The organism is Prochlorococcus sp. MIT 0801 (assembly GCF_000757865.1).
Classification (GTDB): domain Bacteria; phylum Cyanobacteriota; class Cyanobacteriia; order PCC-6307; family Cyanobiaceae; genus Prochlorococcus_B.
The window spans coordinates 1,157,859-1,173,915 of the sequence record NZ_CP007754.1; the positions used below are offsets into that span (position 1 = coordinate 1,157,859).

The window sequence follows — 16,057 nt, forward strand, 5'->3', positions numbered from 1 at the left end:
AATACGTGATTAGGTTTGCTTATTTTATTTTTATTCTTCTTAAATTTGTTTGATGTTAAATATTTATTTTCTATATAGTTTTTCAAGTTGACTCCTTTCTTCTTGCAGATTAAAATTGTATTTCTTTAACTCGTTGCTCTTAATTGTAATTGGAATAAGCAACCAAAGTTGTAGGCCTATAAAAAGCATCCCAAATAGTATTAGATTAATATTTTCCGGCTGAATTTTTTCTTAGATAGTAGTCATGTAAGCAAGAAAGCCAACTGGAACGAAGAGTAAGGCAGCAATGGTAAAGCGAACAAATTTGCCTGTACCTGAATCTCTTGAATAATCAGTGAAATGCTTTGTGTTGTTCCACTCGGACCAATTCTTTGGGCTGTTATCAGATGATGTCATTGTTAGTTAAGCAAATACGGTAGTACCAACTTCATAAGCACCAGCTAATAAAAAAAGCGCAGGAAGATTCCAGAGAACAATTAGTTTTGCAGCTGTAGATTTGTTGAGTGCAAGCATGACTAAAAGTTTGGATCTAGTTGGTTTATAAATATTTGACAAATATGAATAGAGGCTCTCAATTGCAGTAGGACTGTTGAAGTAGGGCTAACCAGTTCGGGCTATTTATACTTATAAGGGTTATCAATAGATCTAATCATTGGATCAAGATCTCTCTAATTAGTTTCTGTCATTAGGGTTTTAGACATATTTCTATGAAGTATTAGAAGAAGCCGTACCTGACCGTATCTTTGATCAACAAAGTTAATACTTTATGTTTATGGCAACAACGCAATTCAAGTAATGACTCCAGAAGCAGAAAAGTTTAACGGTTGGGCAGCAATGCTTGGCTTCGTAGCAGCCTTCGGTGCATATGCAACAACAGGTCAAATCATTCCTGGAATTTTTTAAACCAATAACTACTAATAACAATGCAACCATCTAACAAAACAATCCTAGAAAGAAGCATCGGCAGACCAGCCATGATGGCATTCGTTCTACTAACAGGTGTTTACCTAACAACCGGTCAACTTATCCCAGGTGTTGTTTAATGACTACTGAAAACAACAACAACAGCAGAAATATCGATCCTGAAAAGGTAACTGCTGAAAGACTTAACGGTTATGCAGCTTTGTTTGGATGCATTGCTTTGGTTGGTGCTTATGCAACAACAGGTCAAATTATTCCAGGTTTCGTTTAATGAAAAATCAAACCACTGAAACACCAAGAGTAGAAGAAGGCAAAGTGTTTGCTGAACGACTCAATGGTCTAGCTGCCTCTGTTGGATGCTTAGCCCTTATTGGCGCATACCTAACAACAGGTCAAATCATTCCAGGTTTTGTTTAATGAACAAAGAAACTAACTACTGGAAAACAGCCGAGCAAATGAATGGCCGCCTTGCGATGATGGGCTTCTTTGCTGCTGTGATTAACTACGGATTAACAGGCTGGATCATTCCAGGAATCGTATAGTACTAGCTTTTAAATCAAATTAAAAAAGGTCTCTTCTCTGTCATTACGGAAGAGGCCTTTTTTAGTGCTTTATAGACTATGAGTAACTAAAACTGGAGATATTCAGCTTTGAAAACACTTGTTCTAAAAATGTATTAATTGGCAAAACTACAGAATAGTCATATAAAAGGACTGACCTGAATCACCCCTAGTTGTTTAGATGAGTAATTGGCTGTCAAATAATATTACTTTCTTTCAAAGGGTTGAACTTATCTTGGATTTTAAATTTGCTCTTAGATTTTTCTAAAGTTTACTTAGAGCTTTTTTCTTAGATTTAATTGGATCGAGCTTAATCCTTTTAATCTGATCTTTTTCCCAAACCCAGTAAACAGGATTTTTCTTTTGAGCTTCTTGCAGATCTTTTCTGTCTCTTAAACTAACTGGTATAAATTCATTTTCAGGATTAAATTTTTCATCTCTTACGGCTTGGTTTAGAACAATACTTCCTTCTTTATTAGAGATTGATCGATGATATGTTCCGGCAGTAATTTGAAGTGCGCCCATGGCACGATTTAAATAAATAATGTGATGAGGTTCATCCCATTCAGGATTGATCAAAGTAAAAACACGACTACCTTCAATGACTAAATTGTGATCAATTTGATGTCGATGTACGTAATACTGTTCAAAATCTCCATCATCTGGTGGTGAAATTGCATTGCCGTGATGAATGACGACATCAGAGCCATTACATCCTTTTACTCCTGCATCGAAGAAAGATACTTGAGGTGTCTCACGGAAAACGTGAGTAGGAACAAAATTTAAACGCATTTCAAATCCTCCTTTACTGTTGTGTTCAGAGAAGATTGAGGCTATTTGCACCTCTTATGATTATTCTTTCTAATCCTGCAAAGATCGCAGTTATCTTTTTTGGGGATAGTGAAGGGGGTGAATAGTCTCATAAGACCTCCTCTTGCTACACCTTTGGTCTAATCCTTCTGTTTACTTATTGGGAGTAGGAGAACACTACAAAAAGTTTAATAAAAAGTTAATTTCTAAGTGATCCTTCTATTAATTCTTTTTTTAAGAGCTTTAAATTGAACATCGAATCTTAATTGCTTTATGTGATCTAGTTTTTCTGCCTTATCTACTGGCATTCTCCTAGCCGCCTCAACCATTGCGAAAGCATATTTATGCGTAGCTTTTGGAAAAGAACCCATAGTCGAAGTACGGATATATAAACCACTCAAGCGAAAACGATAATCGTTTGTAAATGAATAAAATTACTCAAATAGTTCATCCGGTTACAAAAGTGACGGTGTAATACGCTCACGTAATAAAAAGAAAAAAGGTTAGAATCAACTCATCAAGTTAAGACTTAGCTCTGCTAGCAACTGCTAGCTCAGGTTAAGAAATAGAGAGCCTCCCCTAAAAAGGAGGTTTTCTTTTGCCTAGTCGTTTAAGCCATAGACCACACCCTGAAAGTTAAATCTGTTCAAAAAGAGATGCATGATACATAAGAAAAATTTATTCCACGGTTAGCCCTACTCCAACCGAACGTCATTAGTAACTGGATACTTTTTATATTTTTCACACAGTGATTCAGAACTGAGTTTCACTGTAAATTTTTAATCTCTACTTGCCATGACTTCAATCAATAATTCTTCAGCAGTTAAGTTCCTAGCTCTTTTTTGCATCCCTGCGCTACTACTTGCATCAGGCTCGTTTGATGTTGCTTCTTCCGTAATCGTTTAATTAGAACAATGCCTTCAAAATTCTCACCTGATTTTTACGAATCTATCCTTGAAGCTTCAGACAAAGGAGAGCTTTGGGGAATAGAAAATAGTGATTTAACCCCGCTAGAAATTCAGTTGCTTCTTTCTCATGACTTCAGCTGATAAAACAGCATTTGATAAAGCAGCATTCGAAAAGAAGGCTTTTAAGTTTGTTCCATATCTCATTTTGGGAAAAGTTATTTTTGCCGCTTGGTTTATTTCCTACTTGGTAAAACTCTAATTTTTAAGCCATTGACCACCGCCTCACAGTTGTAGGACTTATCCATAAATTCCAGCAATCTTGTTCCAGGTCCACTCATAACTTCTATATCTGTTAATTCTTGTTTTCTTAGTATCTAATGCCCAGATAAATAGCATTAGTGGAAACATAAGCACAGCACAAAGCCATGCCATTACGCATGTAAAAACAGCAAGAAGATGACACGATATTTTTTTCAGATTTTTAACGAGCTTCTGGGAAATCTTCATAACGCCTCCTTTGCAGGCTTGTTTCAACGGTATGAAAGATGCATCGCAAGCCATCATCGCCTATTGAACATGCGGTGTAAATTCGAGCTATCGCCTCTTTGCCTACGACAATAAAACGTGTAGGGAAGGGGTCTCTGACGGACATAACTTGCACCTCCGTGATGATGACTAGAAGTTACAACTAAAATTCTTTTAGTTGATTAATTGATAAAGAAAGGCTAATTACCTACAAACTCGAAGTTCCCCATTCGCAAGAAAGATCACATTCGGTCAAATTTGTTTTTTCAAGACGATTCAATATTCTTGCCATATCAATAGAAGATAGACTTCCGTCTTCATTCCATTTAAGAGTTGTTTTACGTTGAGACGGGATCTTTTCGTTCTTTTTTCTAGAAGGAAGAAATTTATTAGTTTTGTTTTCGATAAAGTCTAAAAACGATTTTGCACCGTGAAGATTACCTGTATAAGTGCATTGATTCAAAGAACAAGCTCTAAAAATTCTTCCAGACAAGCCCTCTAAACAAAGAATTGATCCACCCTGAGGTGTTATGTGGAGTGGTTTTCTAAGGGGCATCGCAAATGCTCCATTTCTAAAGGGATGTTATTTTTGTATCAACGGCTACAGAATATCAATGAGTCTTAATGCCTAAAAATCAAGGCTCTTTAACCTCGTCTCATCCTGAATCCCTTTTATATCAGTTTATTAGGGCTTAATAATGAATCAATCATTGATCTGCAGACTTTTCAATCGTTAAGGGGCCGTTCAGAGCAATCACACAAAGAAAGCAATAAAAAAAAAGGGAGCTTATTGCCCCCTCATGATCGTCTCTCATCCGCTGACCATATTTACGAAGCAGTGACTTTCTCTTTCTCCTTCTTCGCTGGAGCAAGAGCTTTGATCTCTTCTTGTAGTTCATGCTCTCGATCATCAAGAACCTTGACTCGAGATTGATAACTTTCCTCGAGTCTCTTACGAGAAGCCTCGATATTTGCGAGTTCTTCTTCTCTTTGAGTTCTCTTGATTTCTTCTAGCTCACTATCAGAGACAACATAAACTGTTCTCATTGGAGAGAAGAAAGAATCAGCGAATACAGCATCAAATAAAGAGGAATACATTACATTCATTTCAAAGGACATATCTACTTTGACTCGACTACTTGGAATTTAAAATGTTGCAAACCGAAGAATTTGATACGGCCTCTACGACCAAGATCGGTTGATACTACTAGCTGGTTGGGTATACCGATAAATTACAGATAAGTCTTATACAAAACTCTTTACTATTAATTAGTGCAAAATGGAGTTAGCAATTGAATTAGATTTGGTTATTGGGGAATAATTCTTTATTTGACTCAGGAGGGTAACCTTGTGGATTCATTGGCTGTAGATCCCGTGGAAAACCATACTTAAAAAATTCTCTTATGTTTAATTGATTCAAAGCTTCTCGTTCAGTAATAACAAATGTATCTCGAATCAAGTTCACCTCAATTTTTTTTCTTTTACCTTTTTCGTTAGTTCTACCAATGACTAATTTAATTGGCTTATCTTTAGGACCTTTGATTAATTTAATTGCCTCCTTTAAACCCATTCCTTTCGTAGACTTTCCATCTATCTTTAGGATTACATCACCAGATTCCATATCGGCATCACTGGCAGGAGAGCTATTAATAACTGATTGAATTGTTAATTCTGCTGTATCACTATTCAGAAAAAGCGTTATACCAATACCAGTTATTTCTCTTTTGATACTTGGAGTTTTCCCCCGGTTAGTCATTACGCAACCTGAGTAATCTCTAGCTTCTAGGCAACGTTTGTGAATCTCTTCTGAGACTTCAGCCTTTACAGTGAGCGGCAATACAAAAGCAGAAATAAAAGGAAGTAGTAAGTGTTTCATTCTTGGATGTTCCCTACACTAAATTTAAACAATATGCGCTATCAATTTCTAATATATGCCGTCCACTTGATTTATAGCTACTCCTATTTTTAAAGGCTCTTTGAAATTTAAATATAACTAGTTAAAAATGAAAATACGGAATATCTTTTAGACGAGGAGGATTAGAGGAGCAAATACCAAATTGCATGCACTCAATCACATCATCATCATATTTAGGTTTGGAAGTGGAAAACAACTCATGGTTCAGAAAAGATCCTTTGACATTCTTTAGTAGATGATTAAATGGATTTCCACAAGACATAATAAGTCCTCCTAAAAATGTTGGGGAGGCATTCCATCCAATATGACTTTGAATGCCTTCCCCTCTACTATCAGAACCGAGTCTTAAAATAAAAGTTCTGATAATTCTTTTCTAATCAAAGTGATCTAAAAATCAAATCAGTATAAATTACTGTTTTATCTTGCATTTTTTGCGGGAGGCATCTAAACCTCCCTAAAGCCTGAGCCAGTACTCAAAGTGTAGGCAGAGACCCTAGGAAAGGTTTAATTGAAAACGTAATAATTGAAAATGTTGCTATCACCCAAGTATTACTACAGTTGGGTTAATTAATAACTAATAATGCAAAGGATACTAATTACACTTGGACTTGTAATCGCTTCGATTGGTGTTCTATATCCTTACTTAAAACAAATAGGCTTGGGAAGATTACCTGGGGACATCATTCTTAGAGGTCAGAATTCAACATTTTATTTCCCAGTGGTCAGCTGTATTGCCATTAGTCTGCTACTTACAGTCATTTTTAACTTATTCCGATCGTCATAATGAGTTTCGCTGATAACTGGGTAAGAATATTTGTTGTGATTATGTTTCTTACGTTTGGAGAAGCTCAGATCATTGTAGATATCGTTCCCAATCTGATTGTTTTTGGTTTGTTTCTTGGAGCGATTGGATACTTTGCTTCAACCGGAAAAATGGCTGAAATGTTCGGCTGGAAAAACAAGAAAGGTGATCGCTCTAGATTATGGACTAAACCAGAAAACAACTCAGACCAACTCAGCAAACCAAATCCAGTGAGTTCCCCTAAAAGCCAGTCAGTGCAGTCTCTTATGAATTTTTAACTCACTAACTCACTAATAATTTATAAAAGGTTAATTAATATAATATTGACTACATAAGTAAGTTATAGGAATTTACTGAGTTGCTGAGTTGCTGAGTTACTGAGTTGCTGAGTTTCATTGGGTCCTTCTTGGGTTGAGATTCATGGGTAATTTCGGATCGCAAAATTCTCCTAGGCTTATCAAATAAAAAGTATGGACAGTTAATGGTTTTAAACAGCTTTTTTAAGTTATAAGAGTAGTTAGCACAAGCTTTTGAAGAAGTTGTAACAACTTCTCTCTATTTGTCTACAAGTTACAAACCATGCCGTATTGCACCTATAGCGAAACCGCACGAATCCTTGGTTATTCTTCTAGGTCAACCCTCTATAAAGTGCGCAAAGATGGTTGGTTAAAGCCTTATGAAGTCAGTATTGAAGGGAGAAAATATCTTGATTTGCACCCAAGAAATCACAAACCATTAGATCAATATCTCAAAGGAATCTTGCAATGGAGGCCAAGTAACCCAATTAGAAAGATGAACTATATGGACGTGTAAGTCAATTGTCTACAAGTTTGAGAGGTTGACGCTAAACAACAAGTGCCGCTAAAAATGGGAATACAGCTTTTACTTGATTCATGAGCTTTTTCTAGTCATTTTATTTTAATTAAAAAATATTAACTATATCAATTCACACTCTGGTGAAAACAAGCCACACTAGCAGCAATTTCTATCATTTTCTTTGGGACTTTTAATGGCAGTTCTTCCATTGAAATTGAATGCCAATCAAGACACAATTCTCTTGCTAATTTTTCAGCATATACGGTCTTTGATTTAGATTCTATTACTTCTATCGAACTCTTACTTACGCCACTAATCAAAACTAAAAGAGGTATAGTAACAAATAGAATTTTCATATATTATTCGTAAATTAATAAAATTTTCAATCCAGAAACATATGATCTGTAGTGTTACTTTCTTTCATGTCAGAGGTAGCATTAATGAGACTTAAAGAAATATTTAATAAAAGTAAAAGTGCTAAGCCTAAGCTGATTAAATATATTGACTTTATTGATAATTCTTCAGTAATTAACATAACAAAAATTAATCACATAAAAATATTAGCCGATGTCATCTGTTGTATGTTTATGAAGAGTTTAAGAAACGGTTATTATCTTTTATTAATTCATGTGAATACTTAATATTCACATTATTGATTCTTCTTAAACTATTCTTAAATAAAATTTAAAGTAAATTAAATAAATCCTTTAATTGTCACATTCAAACGGATGCTAGGTTTGGAAAAATTTTTATAAGTTGATGACTTCATCTTATCAGGAATCCTTATCCAAAGAAAGTCAATTATTTATAAAAGTTTTAGAAAATATGTATCATGCGAGTCATATAGTTAATATTCCTTCAGGAGAAAAAGTATCATTAAGCAAAAGTTATATTTGGTTAGTTGTAAGAGGTGTTATAAAAATACAAACGTTAAATCTAGATGGAGAAATATCAATACTAGGTTTAGTCAGTAGTGATAATGTTTTTGGCGAAACATTATCCACATCCAATCCATACGAAGCTTATGCAATGGGCAACTGTGATCTTTTACCAATTTCTTTGATTGAAATTGAACAAAACCCAACATTATCTATATCCATCTTTAATGCACTCAGGAAAACTTATCAGCAAACAGAAATGCTTTTATCCATCAAGTCAATCAGACGAATGGAAGACCGAATTAAGTCCTTGTTTATATTTTTAGCTGAGAGATATGGACGAGAATGTAAAGATGGAATTGTTATAGATATTCGCCTTACACATCAAGAAATAGCTAATTTATTATCAACAACTAGAGTTACAGTTACAAGAATAATGAGTGATTTGAAAGAATCAAAATGGTTAATACTTGAAAGAAGCAAATACGTACTAACACAGCGATCAACTATATAAGTATTCTTTTCAAGATCAGCTCGCTTCATTCAATTTCCTTATAAATCAACTATACTTGATATAATCAAGGATATTAGTTTGATACCTGTGATCAGTCCTGTCTCTGACAAGCTATCCAAGGCTAAAAAAAGGCTTCTTATTGTTGAAGACGATAAAAGTATTCGTGAAACACTCCGTGAAGCTCTTGTTGCAGAAGGTTATGCAGTCGAAGTTTGTAAGACTGGTGATGAAGCTCAGACAAGAATTTTTTCTCAGTTCGACACAAGCCAAAATCTTGATTTAGTTGTTTTAGACTTGATGTTACCCAACCTGAATGGGATTGAGCTTTGTAGAAGAGTCCGAAAAAACAATATAAAAACACCAATTCTTATTGTCAGTGCAAAAGACAGCGAATCAGACCGTGTATTGGGTTTAGAAGTTGGAGCCGACGATTATTTGATAAAGCCATTTGGCTTAAATGAATTAATTGCTAGGTGTCGTGCAATTTTAAGAAGGTCTGAAACTAATCATGATCAAACTCAAGATTCTTCCCAAGTCCTTAGCTTTAAAAATATTTCCTTATATAAACAGGAATACCGAGTCACTAAAAACAATAAGGAAATAAATCTTGCCCCAAAGGAATACAAAATCATGGAGTTGTTTCTGCAGAATCCTAAGCGGGTGTGGAGTCGTGATCAACTTTTAGAACGAATTTGGGGGATTGATTATGTGGGAGATTCTAAAACTGTAGATGTACACATTAGGTGGATTAGAGAAAAGATAGAGGAAGATGCATCGGCTCCAAGCTATATAAAAACCGTTAGAGGTTTTGGCTACAAATTTGGGTAATGGCGAATTATGTTAAAAAAAACATTTAAAAAACTATTTAGATTAATAAAAAAGATTCTAAGTATTAGAAGAGTTGGAAGGACCACAAAGAATTTTTTAAAATGGTTTAATCGTCAACAAGAAGTTGATGTCACTCAACTTTTAAATTGGGTAGATGATATTAATCAGGGTTGGATTATTATTACGTCTAAGAACAAAATCATGTATATCAATAAGCAAGCTAAGAAATTATTGTCTATTAAAAAGGATTCAAAAATATTAGGGAAATCCCTCTATAAACTCAAAATCTCAGACGAGATAAAAAGAGAAATTCAAAAGCTTAATAGCTCAAAGACATTTAAAAGTATTTCTTATTTCTTTAATGAAAAAGAGCTTGAGATTTCTATAATGCCAAGCTCAAAATCCACTACGCTAATACTTTTAACTAATAAAAGATCTCTAGAATATCAGCGTCAATTACAAGAGAGAATGTTAGGTGATGCCGCTCATGAATTGAAAACCCCATTAACTGCACTCATGTTACTTGGTGATAGATTGGATAATTTGGTTAAGAAAAAGGATAGGCCTTTAATAAAGAGATTAAGAAAAGAAATTTTAAGACTTAAGTTGATGGTGAATGATTTATTGGAGTTGTCGAGATTAGTCAATGCATCTTCAGTTGAGGATGAATTTACAAAAAAAATTAATATGGAAGAAATTATACTCAGTTCATGGAATACCCTTAAGCCGCTGGCAGATAAGAAAAAATTAAATTTAGTTAATACATCGAAAACTAATTCTTTAATAGAGGGTAATTCTGAGAAATTATATAGGGTTGTTTTTAATTTGCTTGATAATGCAATTAGATATTCCCCTGATTCAGCTAACATCAATACTCAAATTTATGAAGATGATAAACATCTAATTTTAAGTATCAAAGATGAAGGGCCAGGGTTAAGTAAAGATGATCTGAAAAATATGTTTCAACGTTTTTATAGAGGTGATCCATCTAGGTATAAAAACAAACGTATAGGTAGTGGTTTAGGTCTCTCAATAGCTCAACAAATAGTTGTTAATCACAAAGGGGCTATTGAAGCTTCTAATGATACTAATGGTGGTACTTTGATGAAAATCAAATTACCTCTACAAAAACAGATTGTTTAGTAAATATCTGGACAGTTTTTTCTTGCTATAAGTCTTTTCAAGTCTCGAACAGCATCACCAGTTAATAGATAACTACCATCATTTTCTTCGTACCAATAAGTTTGTCTTTTACCAATTGCAGACCAGAATCTATCTGGGAGTGATGGCATATAAAAATCAACAAAGGCTGAAACACCGTATTCATTTTCAGACCTCATATCATCACATGCCTTATTCATTTCTTCTACATTATGTATGTAGTATCTTGCTGCTTGCCAAAAGTATTTATCCTCTGCTTTTGATGTTTCTAGCAAGCAAAAAAATAGATAACTAAAAATAGCTAAAAGATATTTTCTCTTCATGAATTTAAATACATCGAATTTAATGGATAAAAAAAAAAGGGTACAACATCTATATGCTGTACCCTCTCTCTTAGTTGATTGATTTAAAGCTTTCCTATATTTAGGAATAAGGTTTCTCCAGTTGATTTTTTTGAAGTTCCATCATTGTCAGTTGATATGTAAGCGGTACCATCTTTCTTGATAGCTAGGCCTTCAACTTTTTCAAGAATAAATCCACCTGTTGAAGTTAGATCTGATCTCAAATCCTTAACGAACTCTTTCTTAACCAATGGATATAGAATTGGTGTAGAAGTATCATTCGAAATTGGATCAGGATTGATATCAGAAACTTTGATACGGAAAATAGACTTTAATTTAGCCTTTGCACCGTAATTGCTATCTCTTTCAATTGCATAAAGGTATCCGTCATGATGAGTCAATTCGGAAATTCCTACGCCACCTTTTCTACCTTGCTTTTCGAATACATAGTTAACAGCTCCCCATTCTTTGCTTTCTAAGTTGTAAGTAACAATTTTTGTTGTATTAAATGGATCATCCGCCCATGGCTTTTGTTGTGCCATGTAAAGAGTATCTCCAACTTTTGCTATCCCTTCAAAGCCAGCTTTCGTTTGATATTGAATAAGGGAATAGGGTACATCTATTTTTTCAAGAATTTCACCATCTGAGCTGATGTGATAAACAGCAGCTGGAGCTTGTTCTATCCCTGGACCACCTTTCTCTTTGAATCCTTCTGTGGAAACATAAAAACCACCTTTACCATCAAGTGTAATTCCCTCCATATCCATAAATGGAGCAGTCTTTCCTTTTAACTTGATGTCTATTGCAGTATCAAGTATGGCAGGGCTGTAATTCGTATCGATCACATAAATTCTTGGCTGTGACGAAAATGTGCTGTCGTTAACGGCATAAATCTTTCCATCGCCTCCATCAACCATTCCGCTAATCGATCCCCAACTAACAAAGTCATATCCACCTTCATTAGTGATGTGTGGATAAATTGCATCTGCCTTTTGGAGCTCGTAAGTCATTACATGTGAAGCCAAGCCAGGTTCTTTCTTGTTGTAATCTTTTTCGTTAGAAGATGCGATTAAACCACGTTTAGGAATTGCGACAAATCCTTCTGGTCCAATACCAGATGGTAATAGTTGAAGGAGTGTTGGCTGACTTAAATCTGATACATCATATACAGCTACAACTCCAGCTCTTTCAGCTCCTACAAACATATAAGGAGTACCTTTGATTTTCGCATAAGTCACTGATTCAGGTTCTACTCCTTTCTTTCCAGCACGATCGTCTTGAAAATGACCAATTTGTGCAATAGCTCTTTCTAGTCTGTTTCCATCTTCATAAACAACAGAACCATCTTTATTCCAAATCGTCCAAGATCTAGAACCTCCTCTTTTTGCCTGACCTTCTTTCTTTAACTTGTAATCTCCCTCATTAGCTGTCGCAAAATGATCGTTATCAATCCAAGTTAGTCCGTCTGGTTCACGTCTAACGTTTTTTAGCTTTTTCTTGAATGTATGTGCTCCATCTTTTTTAGTATCCATTCCTGCCATTTGACTTACTAGACCTGCTGAAAAATGGGAGATAACTTCACCTTTTTTATTTAGTACCACCAAGTGATTATTTTCTTGCAGTGAAACAACTGTTTCACCTTTTTTATTAATCGTTAGAAATTCTGGTTCAGGATCACTTGGTGCTATTTCAGAAAGACCAGAGACATCTGCGAAGAACATTGAATCACAATCAAGATCTCCTCCTTTTAGCTTTACAAAAGCTACATTACCTGCAGGCATTTGTGGAATCACACCATCATTAAATTCTTCATCTCTTTCATTCTCAATCGCAACTGCGATAAATTTTCCGCTTGGGGCAATTGCGACACTATCAGGTTGACCACCAACGTTGCATTCTTTTGACTTAATACCTGTTTTTAGATCGTATGAAGTTATTGATCCTGATGGATTTGTATAGCTTTCAGATGTATTAATACCTACAAAGATTTTACCTTTACGCTCCATAACTGATGTTGGTTCTGCGTCTAACTCGATAATCCCTTCAGCTTTAGGATCTGATGGATCGGTAATATCTATTATTCCTACAACACCAAGATCACTATCAGTGTAGATAAGTGTTTTTCCATCCTTAGTTGCTGTGATGGTCTCTGCAGATGTTTTAGTTGTGGACTTTACACCAGATGGAAGATTCCTATTGATAGCGAAAGAAGAAACTCTATTGAAATTCTTATTTGAAGCATCCCGCCAACCTGCAATACTTGCTGTGCTAGAGGAGGCTAAGAGAGCTAGCACTGCTGAGCCACATGCTAGTACAACCCTTTTTTTCATTGAGTAAAAATCAGACATCTAATTATTAGCTGACTGAAGTTAAGAGAAAAACTTTTTCAATTAAAAATTTGATTAGCAACAAGTTAAGAGGCGTTTAACAACTATGTATAAAAAAAGGCCCCTAATGTAGGGGCCTTTTTGAAAAGTTTAAGTAAGAAGTTTAGAACTTGTACTTAACGTTAACAGCTGCGCCAGATAGATCTTCTCCACCGACACCAGCATCTTCTGATGTCCAGATCATTGGAGTGATCTTGACGCCATCAGCAATCTTGTAGTCATACCAAGCTTCGTATGTAAGCTTCTCATCAGTTCCCTTTTGAGTTCCTACGCCTACGCCAAGTGTACCTGGACCTGCATCAGCTTCTACACCAACAACCCAGTTTTCATCTTCTTCACCTGTTTCAGGATCCATTGAATCAAAATAAGCACTTACGGTAACAGGGATTGATTCTGGCTGGAAATAGCCACCAATACCGTATGCAGTGTATGTATCACTGCTATCACTATATGTAAATGTTCCACCAAAACCATCTCCATCAAAACCAAGCTGAGCAGTTACATAGTCTTCAGTATTGTCACCAAAGATTCCCTTACTTGCATCATCACCATCAGCAGCTGTCATGTTAAGAGAAGCATTCCAGCCATTATCTCCTGCATAAGCGATAGTTGCACCTGTTCCACCTTCACCGGCAAGAGCATAGTATCCATCAACTGCCAATAGAACTGGCTCACCATAGATAGATGTAGTACCAGCAAGACCTTGATCTCCATCCATCTTTGGTCCGACGCTTATTGTTAAATCTTCCGCAAGAGGGAATTGGTAATAAAGATCAGTAAGAGTTGGTGTTTTACCGTCGCCCTTACTGCTTTGAGGATCGATTCCCCCAGCTAAGGTTTTACCACTTCCAATTTCAAATTTTCCAACAAGCTTGTCTTCACCAGTAAAACTAGTAGTAGCTTTCCACTTCATTTCATATGAAGAATGAAGCTCGTCTCCATCTGCTGAATCTGTATTAGAACCAACAGTGAAATTTACACTGCTTTTTAATTTTGTAGTTGGGCTAAATGCAGTATCTGCATTAACAGCAACAGGAGCCATAAGGCCTAATGCTGCAGGAGCTATTAATAAGCTCTTAAAAAATTTCATCGTGTCCTCACACAAGATAAAAAGGTAATGGATTTAACATCCAAATGAAAGGTATAAGATGCAGGTTTAGGAGTGACTAAAGTTACGTAATGGTTTGGTTAAGGTTCAACGAAGTAAACATTAATTTTTTTTAGAGTAAAAATCGTCATTTTGAAATTTCTTGAGCTTAAAAAAAATAAAAATTAAACTTGGATAATCAAAAGGTTAAGAACAGATCAAGGAAAATTGATGAATTGCTAATTTGAATTTTAAAGATAAATATTTAGATCAATTAAATGCTATGAAATAAGAGCCAGTTTTTTTATTAGGCCTCATGACCTTCGCCAAGAAGGCCCTCATCTATACTTCTTTGCTTGCAGTGGGCGCAGGCATGTCCGCAAATGCAGCTAGTCGTCTTAGTGGAGCAGGTGCATCCTTTCCCGCTAAAATCTACACACGTTGGTTTTCTGATTTAGCCAAAGAAGGTGGACCTCGAGTCAACTATCAAGCTGTTGGTTCAGGTTCTGGCCGTAAAGCTTTCATTGACCAAACCGTTAACTTCGGTGCTTCTGATGATCCAATGAAAGCAAAGGATATTGCAAAAGTTACTCGTGGATTAGTTCAAATCCCAATGGTTGGAGGCACAATTGCCTTTGGTTATAACTACGATTGCGACCTTAAGCTGACTCAAGAGCAAGCTGTTCGCGTTGCTATGGGTAAAATCTCAAATTGGAAAGAAGTTGGTTGTCCTGCAGGAAAAATGACATGGGCACATCGCTCTGATGGCTCCGGTACAACCAAGGCTTTCTCAAACTCCATGCAAGCTTTCTCTAAGACATGGAATTTAGGAACAGGTAAATCTATTGCTTGGCCTGCTGGTGTTGGTGGAAAAGGTAACGCAGGTGTTGCAGGCGTAATTCGTAATACTCCTGGTGCAATTGGTTATGTAAACCAGTCATACATTAAAGGAGAAATCAAGGCTGCCGCTCTTCAAAACTTATCTGGAGAGTATTTAAAGCCATCTACTGAGTCAGGAGCTAAAGCTCTTAATGGAATTACTTTAGATGAAAACTTAGCAGGTAAAAACCCTAACCCAACAGCTAAGGGTGCATACCCAATCGCTACGTTGACATGGATTCTTGCTTATGAAAAAGGCAATGGTAGAAATACTAAAGCTATTCAAAAATCACTTAACTACTTGCTAAGTGATAAAGCCCAGGCTAAGGCTCCTTCTCTTGGATTCGTACCTCTTAAAGGTGAAATTCTTAAAAAATCACGCGCTGCAGTAAAGCGTATTGGTAAGTAAAACTTAGCTTTTAATACAATCAGAAAAGGAGACTTTAAGTCTCCTTTTTTTATTTCCTGTTCACTCTTAACCACTACTTAAAAAAAGTAGTTTAAGTTTTTATTAACCTAAGTTTTTAGTATGCAACTAAATAATTGGAAAGAAATAGTTGGATCACCTATCTGGTGGATACCTGTGTCACTGCTAGTTTTATTTAGTTCGATTGAGGGCTTACATCTCGCGGAGCATGGTAAAAACTGCAAAACAAAAGCAGCTTGGATGAATGAAGCTGGTCTTGAATATGATCGAGAGTCAGAGGTGAGATGATTATTTTATT

At 35.7% G+C, this 16,057-nt stretch carries 28 protein-coding genes; 16 read left to right on the forward strand and 12 right to left on the reverse strand.

The window, feature by feature from the left end; all coding sequences use genetic code 11:
• Window positions 1-231 precede the first annotated feature (231 nt).
• Window positions 232-396, reverse strand: a complete 165-nt coding sequence (locus EW15_RS10895) for a hypothetical protein (protein ID WP_156095753.1) — start codon at window positions 394-396, stop codon at window positions 232-234.
• Between the two features lie 399 nt (window positions 397-795).
• On the opposite strand from EW15_RS10895, the gene EW15_RS06325 reads away from it, so the two are divergent.
• Genes EW15_RS06325 through EW15_RS06345 form a run of 5 tightly spaced genes read left to right on the forward strand, consistent with a single transcriptional unit; the run spans window position 796 to window position 1,463 of the window.
• Complete coding sequence (locus EW15_RS06325) at window positions 796-903, forward strand: high light inducible protein (protein WP_011125327.1); 108 nt, start codon at window positions 796-798, stop codon at window positions 901-903.
• A gap of 20 nt (window positions 904-923) precedes the next feature.
• The gene (locus EW15_RS06330) at window positions 924-1,043 is read left to right on the forward strand and encodes a high light inducible protein (RefSeq protein WP_011295030.1); all 120 of its coding nucleotides are present in this window, start codon (window positions 924-926) and stop codon (window positions 1,041-1,043) included.
• Window positions 1,043-1,192, forward strand: coding sequence for a high light inducible protein (locus EW15_RS06335; RefSeq protein ID WP_038653295.1), 150 nt, complete (start codon window positions 1,043-1,045; stop codon window positions 1,190-1,192). Before EW15_RS06330 ends, EW15_RS06335 begins: the two co-directional genes overlap by 1 nt.
• Window positions 1,192-1,338 (forward strand): high light inducible protein, encoded by a 147-nt coding sequence (locus EW15_RS06340; protein ID WP_038653298.1) that lies wholly within the window; start codon window positions 1,192-1,194, stop codon window positions 1,336-1,338. The genes EW15_RS06335 and EW15_RS06340 overlap by 1 nt, the downstream gene beginning before the upstream one ends.
• Window positions 1,338-1,463, forward strand: a complete 126-nt coding sequence (locus EW15_RS06345) for a chlorophyll a/b-binding protein (RefSeq protein ID WP_011294351.1) — start codon at window positions 1,338-1,340, stop codon at window positions 1,461-1,463. The genes EW15_RS06340 and EW15_RS06345 overlap by 1 nt, the downstream gene beginning before the upstream one ends.
• A gap of 282 nt (window positions 1,464-1,745) precedes the next feature.
• Here the strand turns inward: EW15_RS06345 and EW15_RS06350 are convergent, their stop codons facing one another.
• Together EW15_RS06350 and EW15_RS11310 are read right to left on the reverse strand one after the other, a co-directional pair.
• A complete protein-coding gene (locus tag EW15_RS06350; RefSeq protein ID WP_038655279.1) occupies window positions 1,746-2,273 on the reverse strand; it encodes a hypothetical protein in 528 nt (175 codons plus the stop codon).
• A gap of 224 nt (window positions 2,274-2,497) precedes the next feature.
• Entirely contained in the window at window positions 2,498-2,662 is a 165-nt protein-coding gene (locus EW15_RS11310) for a hypothetical protein (RefSeq protein ID WP_197049662.1), read from the reverse strand.
• Window positions 2,663-3,205: 543 nt separating this feature from the next.
• Here EW15_RS11310 and EW15_RS11620 point away from each other — a divergent pair.
• On the forward strand, window positions 3,206-3,340 hold the full coding sequence (locus EW15_RS11620; RefSeq protein ID WP_255327216.1) for a hypothetical protein: 135 nt from the start codon (window positions 3,206-3,208) through the stop codon (window positions 3,338-3,340).
• Window positions 3,327-3,458: a hypothetical protein gene (locus EW15_RS11625; RefSeq protein ID WP_255327217.1), complete on the forward strand. Its 132-nt coding sequence runs from the start codon at window positions 3,327-3,329 to the stop codon at window positions 3,456-3,458. Before EW15_RS11620 ends, EW15_RS11625 begins: the two co-directional genes overlap by 14 nt.
• Window positions 3,459-3,680: 222 nt before the next feature.
• On the opposite strand, the gene EW15_RS10900 is transcribed toward EW15_RS11625, so the two are convergent.
• The 5 genes from EW15_RS10900 to EW15_RS10590 form a co-directional block, all read right to left on the reverse strand.
• Window positions 3,681-3,851 carry a hypothetical protein gene (locus EW15_RS10900; RefSeq protein WP_156095764.1) on the reverse strand — a complete coding sequence of 57 codons (171 nt, stop codon included), beginning with the start codon at window positions 3,849-3,851 and terminating at the stop codon, window positions 3,681-3,683.
• An 81-nt stretch (window positions 3,852-3,932) separates the two neighbouring features.
• Complete coding sequence (locus EW15_RS11685; protein ID WP_038653304.1) at window positions 3,933-4,280, reverse strand: hypothetical protein; 348 nt, start codon at window positions 4,278-4,280, stop codon at window positions 3,933-3,935.
• Between the two features lie 272 nt (window positions 4,281-4,552).
• A complete protein-coding gene (locus tag EW15_RS06365) occupies window positions 4,553-4,831 on the reverse strand; it encodes a hypothetical protein (RefSeq protein ID WP_369793856.1) in 279 nt (92 codons plus the stop codon).
• A 190-nt stretch (window positions 4,832-5,021) separates the two neighbouring features.
• Window positions 5,022-5,600: a S41 family peptidase gene (locus tag EW15_RS06370; RefSeq protein WP_052041184.1), complete on the reverse strand. Its 579-nt coding sequence runs from the start codon at window positions 5,598-5,600 to the stop codon at window positions 5,022-5,024.
• A gap of 121 nt (window positions 5,601-5,721) precedes the next feature.
• The gene (locus tag EW15_RS10590; RefSeq protein ID WP_071841058.1) at window positions 5,722-5,901 is read right to left on the reverse strand and encodes a hypothetical protein; all 180 of its coding nucleotides are present in this window, start codon (window positions 5,899-5,901) and stop codon (window positions 5,722-5,724) included.
• Between the two features lie 318 nt (window positions 5,902-6,219).
• Between EW15_RS10590 and EW15_RS10595 the strand changes: the two genes are divergently transcribed.
• The 3 genes from EW15_RS10595 (at window position 6,220) to EW15_RS10905 (ending at window position 7,254) form a co-directional block, all read left to right on the forward strand.
• Window positions 6,220-6,423 carry a DUF2905 domain-containing protein gene (locus tag EW15_RS10595; protein WP_071841059.1) on the forward strand — a complete coding sequence of 68 codons (204 nt, stop codon included), beginning with the start codon at window positions 6,220-6,222 and terminating at the stop codon, window positions 6,421-6,423.
• On the forward strand, window positions 6,423-6,719 hold the full coding sequence (locus EW15_RS11490; protein WP_225866535.1) for a hypothetical protein: 297 nt from the start codon (window positions 6,423-6,425) through the stop codon (window positions 6,717-6,719). Before EW15_RS10595 ends, EW15_RS11490 begins: the two co-directional genes overlap by 1 nt.
• Window positions 6,720-7,020: 301 nt before the next feature.
• Window positions 7,021-7,254, forward strand: coding sequence for a hypothetical protein (locus tag EW15_RS10905; protein ID WP_156095765.1), 234 nt, complete (start codon window positions 7,021-7,023; stop codon window positions 7,252-7,254).
• A 128-nt stretch (window positions 7,255-7,382) separates the two neighbouring features.
• On the opposite strand, the gene EW15_RS06380 is transcribed toward EW15_RS10905, so the two are convergent.
• Complete coding sequence (locus tag EW15_RS06380) at window positions 7,383-7,613, reverse strand: hypothetical protein (RefSeq protein ID WP_038653310.1); 231 nt, start codon at window positions 7,611-7,613, stop codon at window positions 7,383-7,385.
• Between the two features lie 66 nt (window positions 7,614-7,679).
• Here EW15_RS06380 and EW15_RS10910 point away from each other — a divergent pair, with 66 nt between their 5' ends.
• From EW15_RS10910 to EW15_RS06395, 4 genes are all read left to right on the forward strand, one after another.
• Window positions 7,680-7,898, forward strand: coding sequence for a hypothetical protein (locus EW15_RS10910; RefSeq protein WP_156095766.1), 219 nt, complete (start codon window positions 7,680-7,682; stop codon window positions 7,896-7,898).
• Window positions 7,899-8,016: 118 nt separating this feature from the next.
• Window positions 8,017-8,649, forward strand: a complete 633-nt coding sequence (locus EW15_RS06385) for a Crp/Fnr family transcriptional regulator (protein WP_038653312.1) — start codon at window positions 8,017-8,019, stop codon at window positions 8,647-8,649.
• An 87-nt stretch (window positions 8,650-8,736) separates the two neighbouring features.
• Window positions 8,737-9,477, forward strand: a complete 741-nt coding sequence (locus EW15_RS06390) for a response regulator transcription factor (protein ID WP_038655288.1) — start codon at window positions 8,737-8,739, stop codon at window positions 9,475-9,477.
• A 9-nt stretch (window positions 9,478-9,486) separates the two neighbouring features.
• Window positions 9,487-10,620, forward strand: a complete 1,134-nt coding sequence (locus tag EW15_RS06395; protein ID WP_038653315.1) for a cell wall metabolism sensor histidine kinase WalK — start codon at window positions 9,487-9,489, stop codon at window positions 10,618-10,620.
• Here EW15_RS06395 and EW15_RS06400 read toward each other — a convergent pair.
• The 3 genes from EW15_RS06400 to EW15_RS06410 form a co-directional block, all read right to left on the reverse strand.
• Window positions 10,617-10,961, reverse strand: a complete 345-nt coding sequence (locus EW15_RS06400) for a hypothetical protein (RefSeq protein WP_052041185.1) — start codon at window positions 10,959-10,961, stop codon at window positions 10,617-10,619. The genes EW15_RS06395 and EW15_RS06400 overlap by 4 nt on opposite strands.
• Window positions 10,962-11,044: 83 nt before the next feature.
• A complete protein-coding gene (locus tag EW15_RS06405; RefSeq protein ID WP_225866536.1) occupies window positions 11,045-13,327 on the reverse strand; it encodes an esterase-like activity of phytase family protein in 2,283 nt (760 codons plus the stop codon).
• Between the two features lie 142 nt (window positions 13,328-13,469).
• Complete coding sequence (locus EW15_RS06410; RefSeq protein WP_038653321.1) at window positions 13,470-14,456, reverse strand: hypothetical protein; 987 nt, start codon at window positions 14,454-14,456, stop codon at window positions 13,470-13,472.
• 313 nt (window positions 14,457-14,769) lie between these two features.
• Here EW15_RS06410 and pstS point away from each other — a divergent pair, with 313 nt between their 5' ends.
• Together pstS and EW15_RS06420 are read left to right on the forward strand one after the other, a co-directional pair.
• Entirely contained in the window at window positions 14,770-15,741 is a 972-nt protein-coding gene (gene pstS, locus EW15_RS06415) for a phosphate ABC transporter substrate-binding protein PstS (RefSeq protein WP_038653324.1), read from the forward strand.
• Window positions 15,742-15,861: 120 nt separating this feature from the next.
• The gene (locus EW15_RS06420) at window positions 15,862-16,047 is read left to right on the forward strand and encodes a hypothetical protein (protein WP_038653327.1); all 186 of its coding nucleotides are present in this window, start codon (window positions 15,862-15,864) and stop codon (window positions 16,045-16,047) included.
• Window positions 16,048-16,057 lie beyond the last annotated feature (10 nt).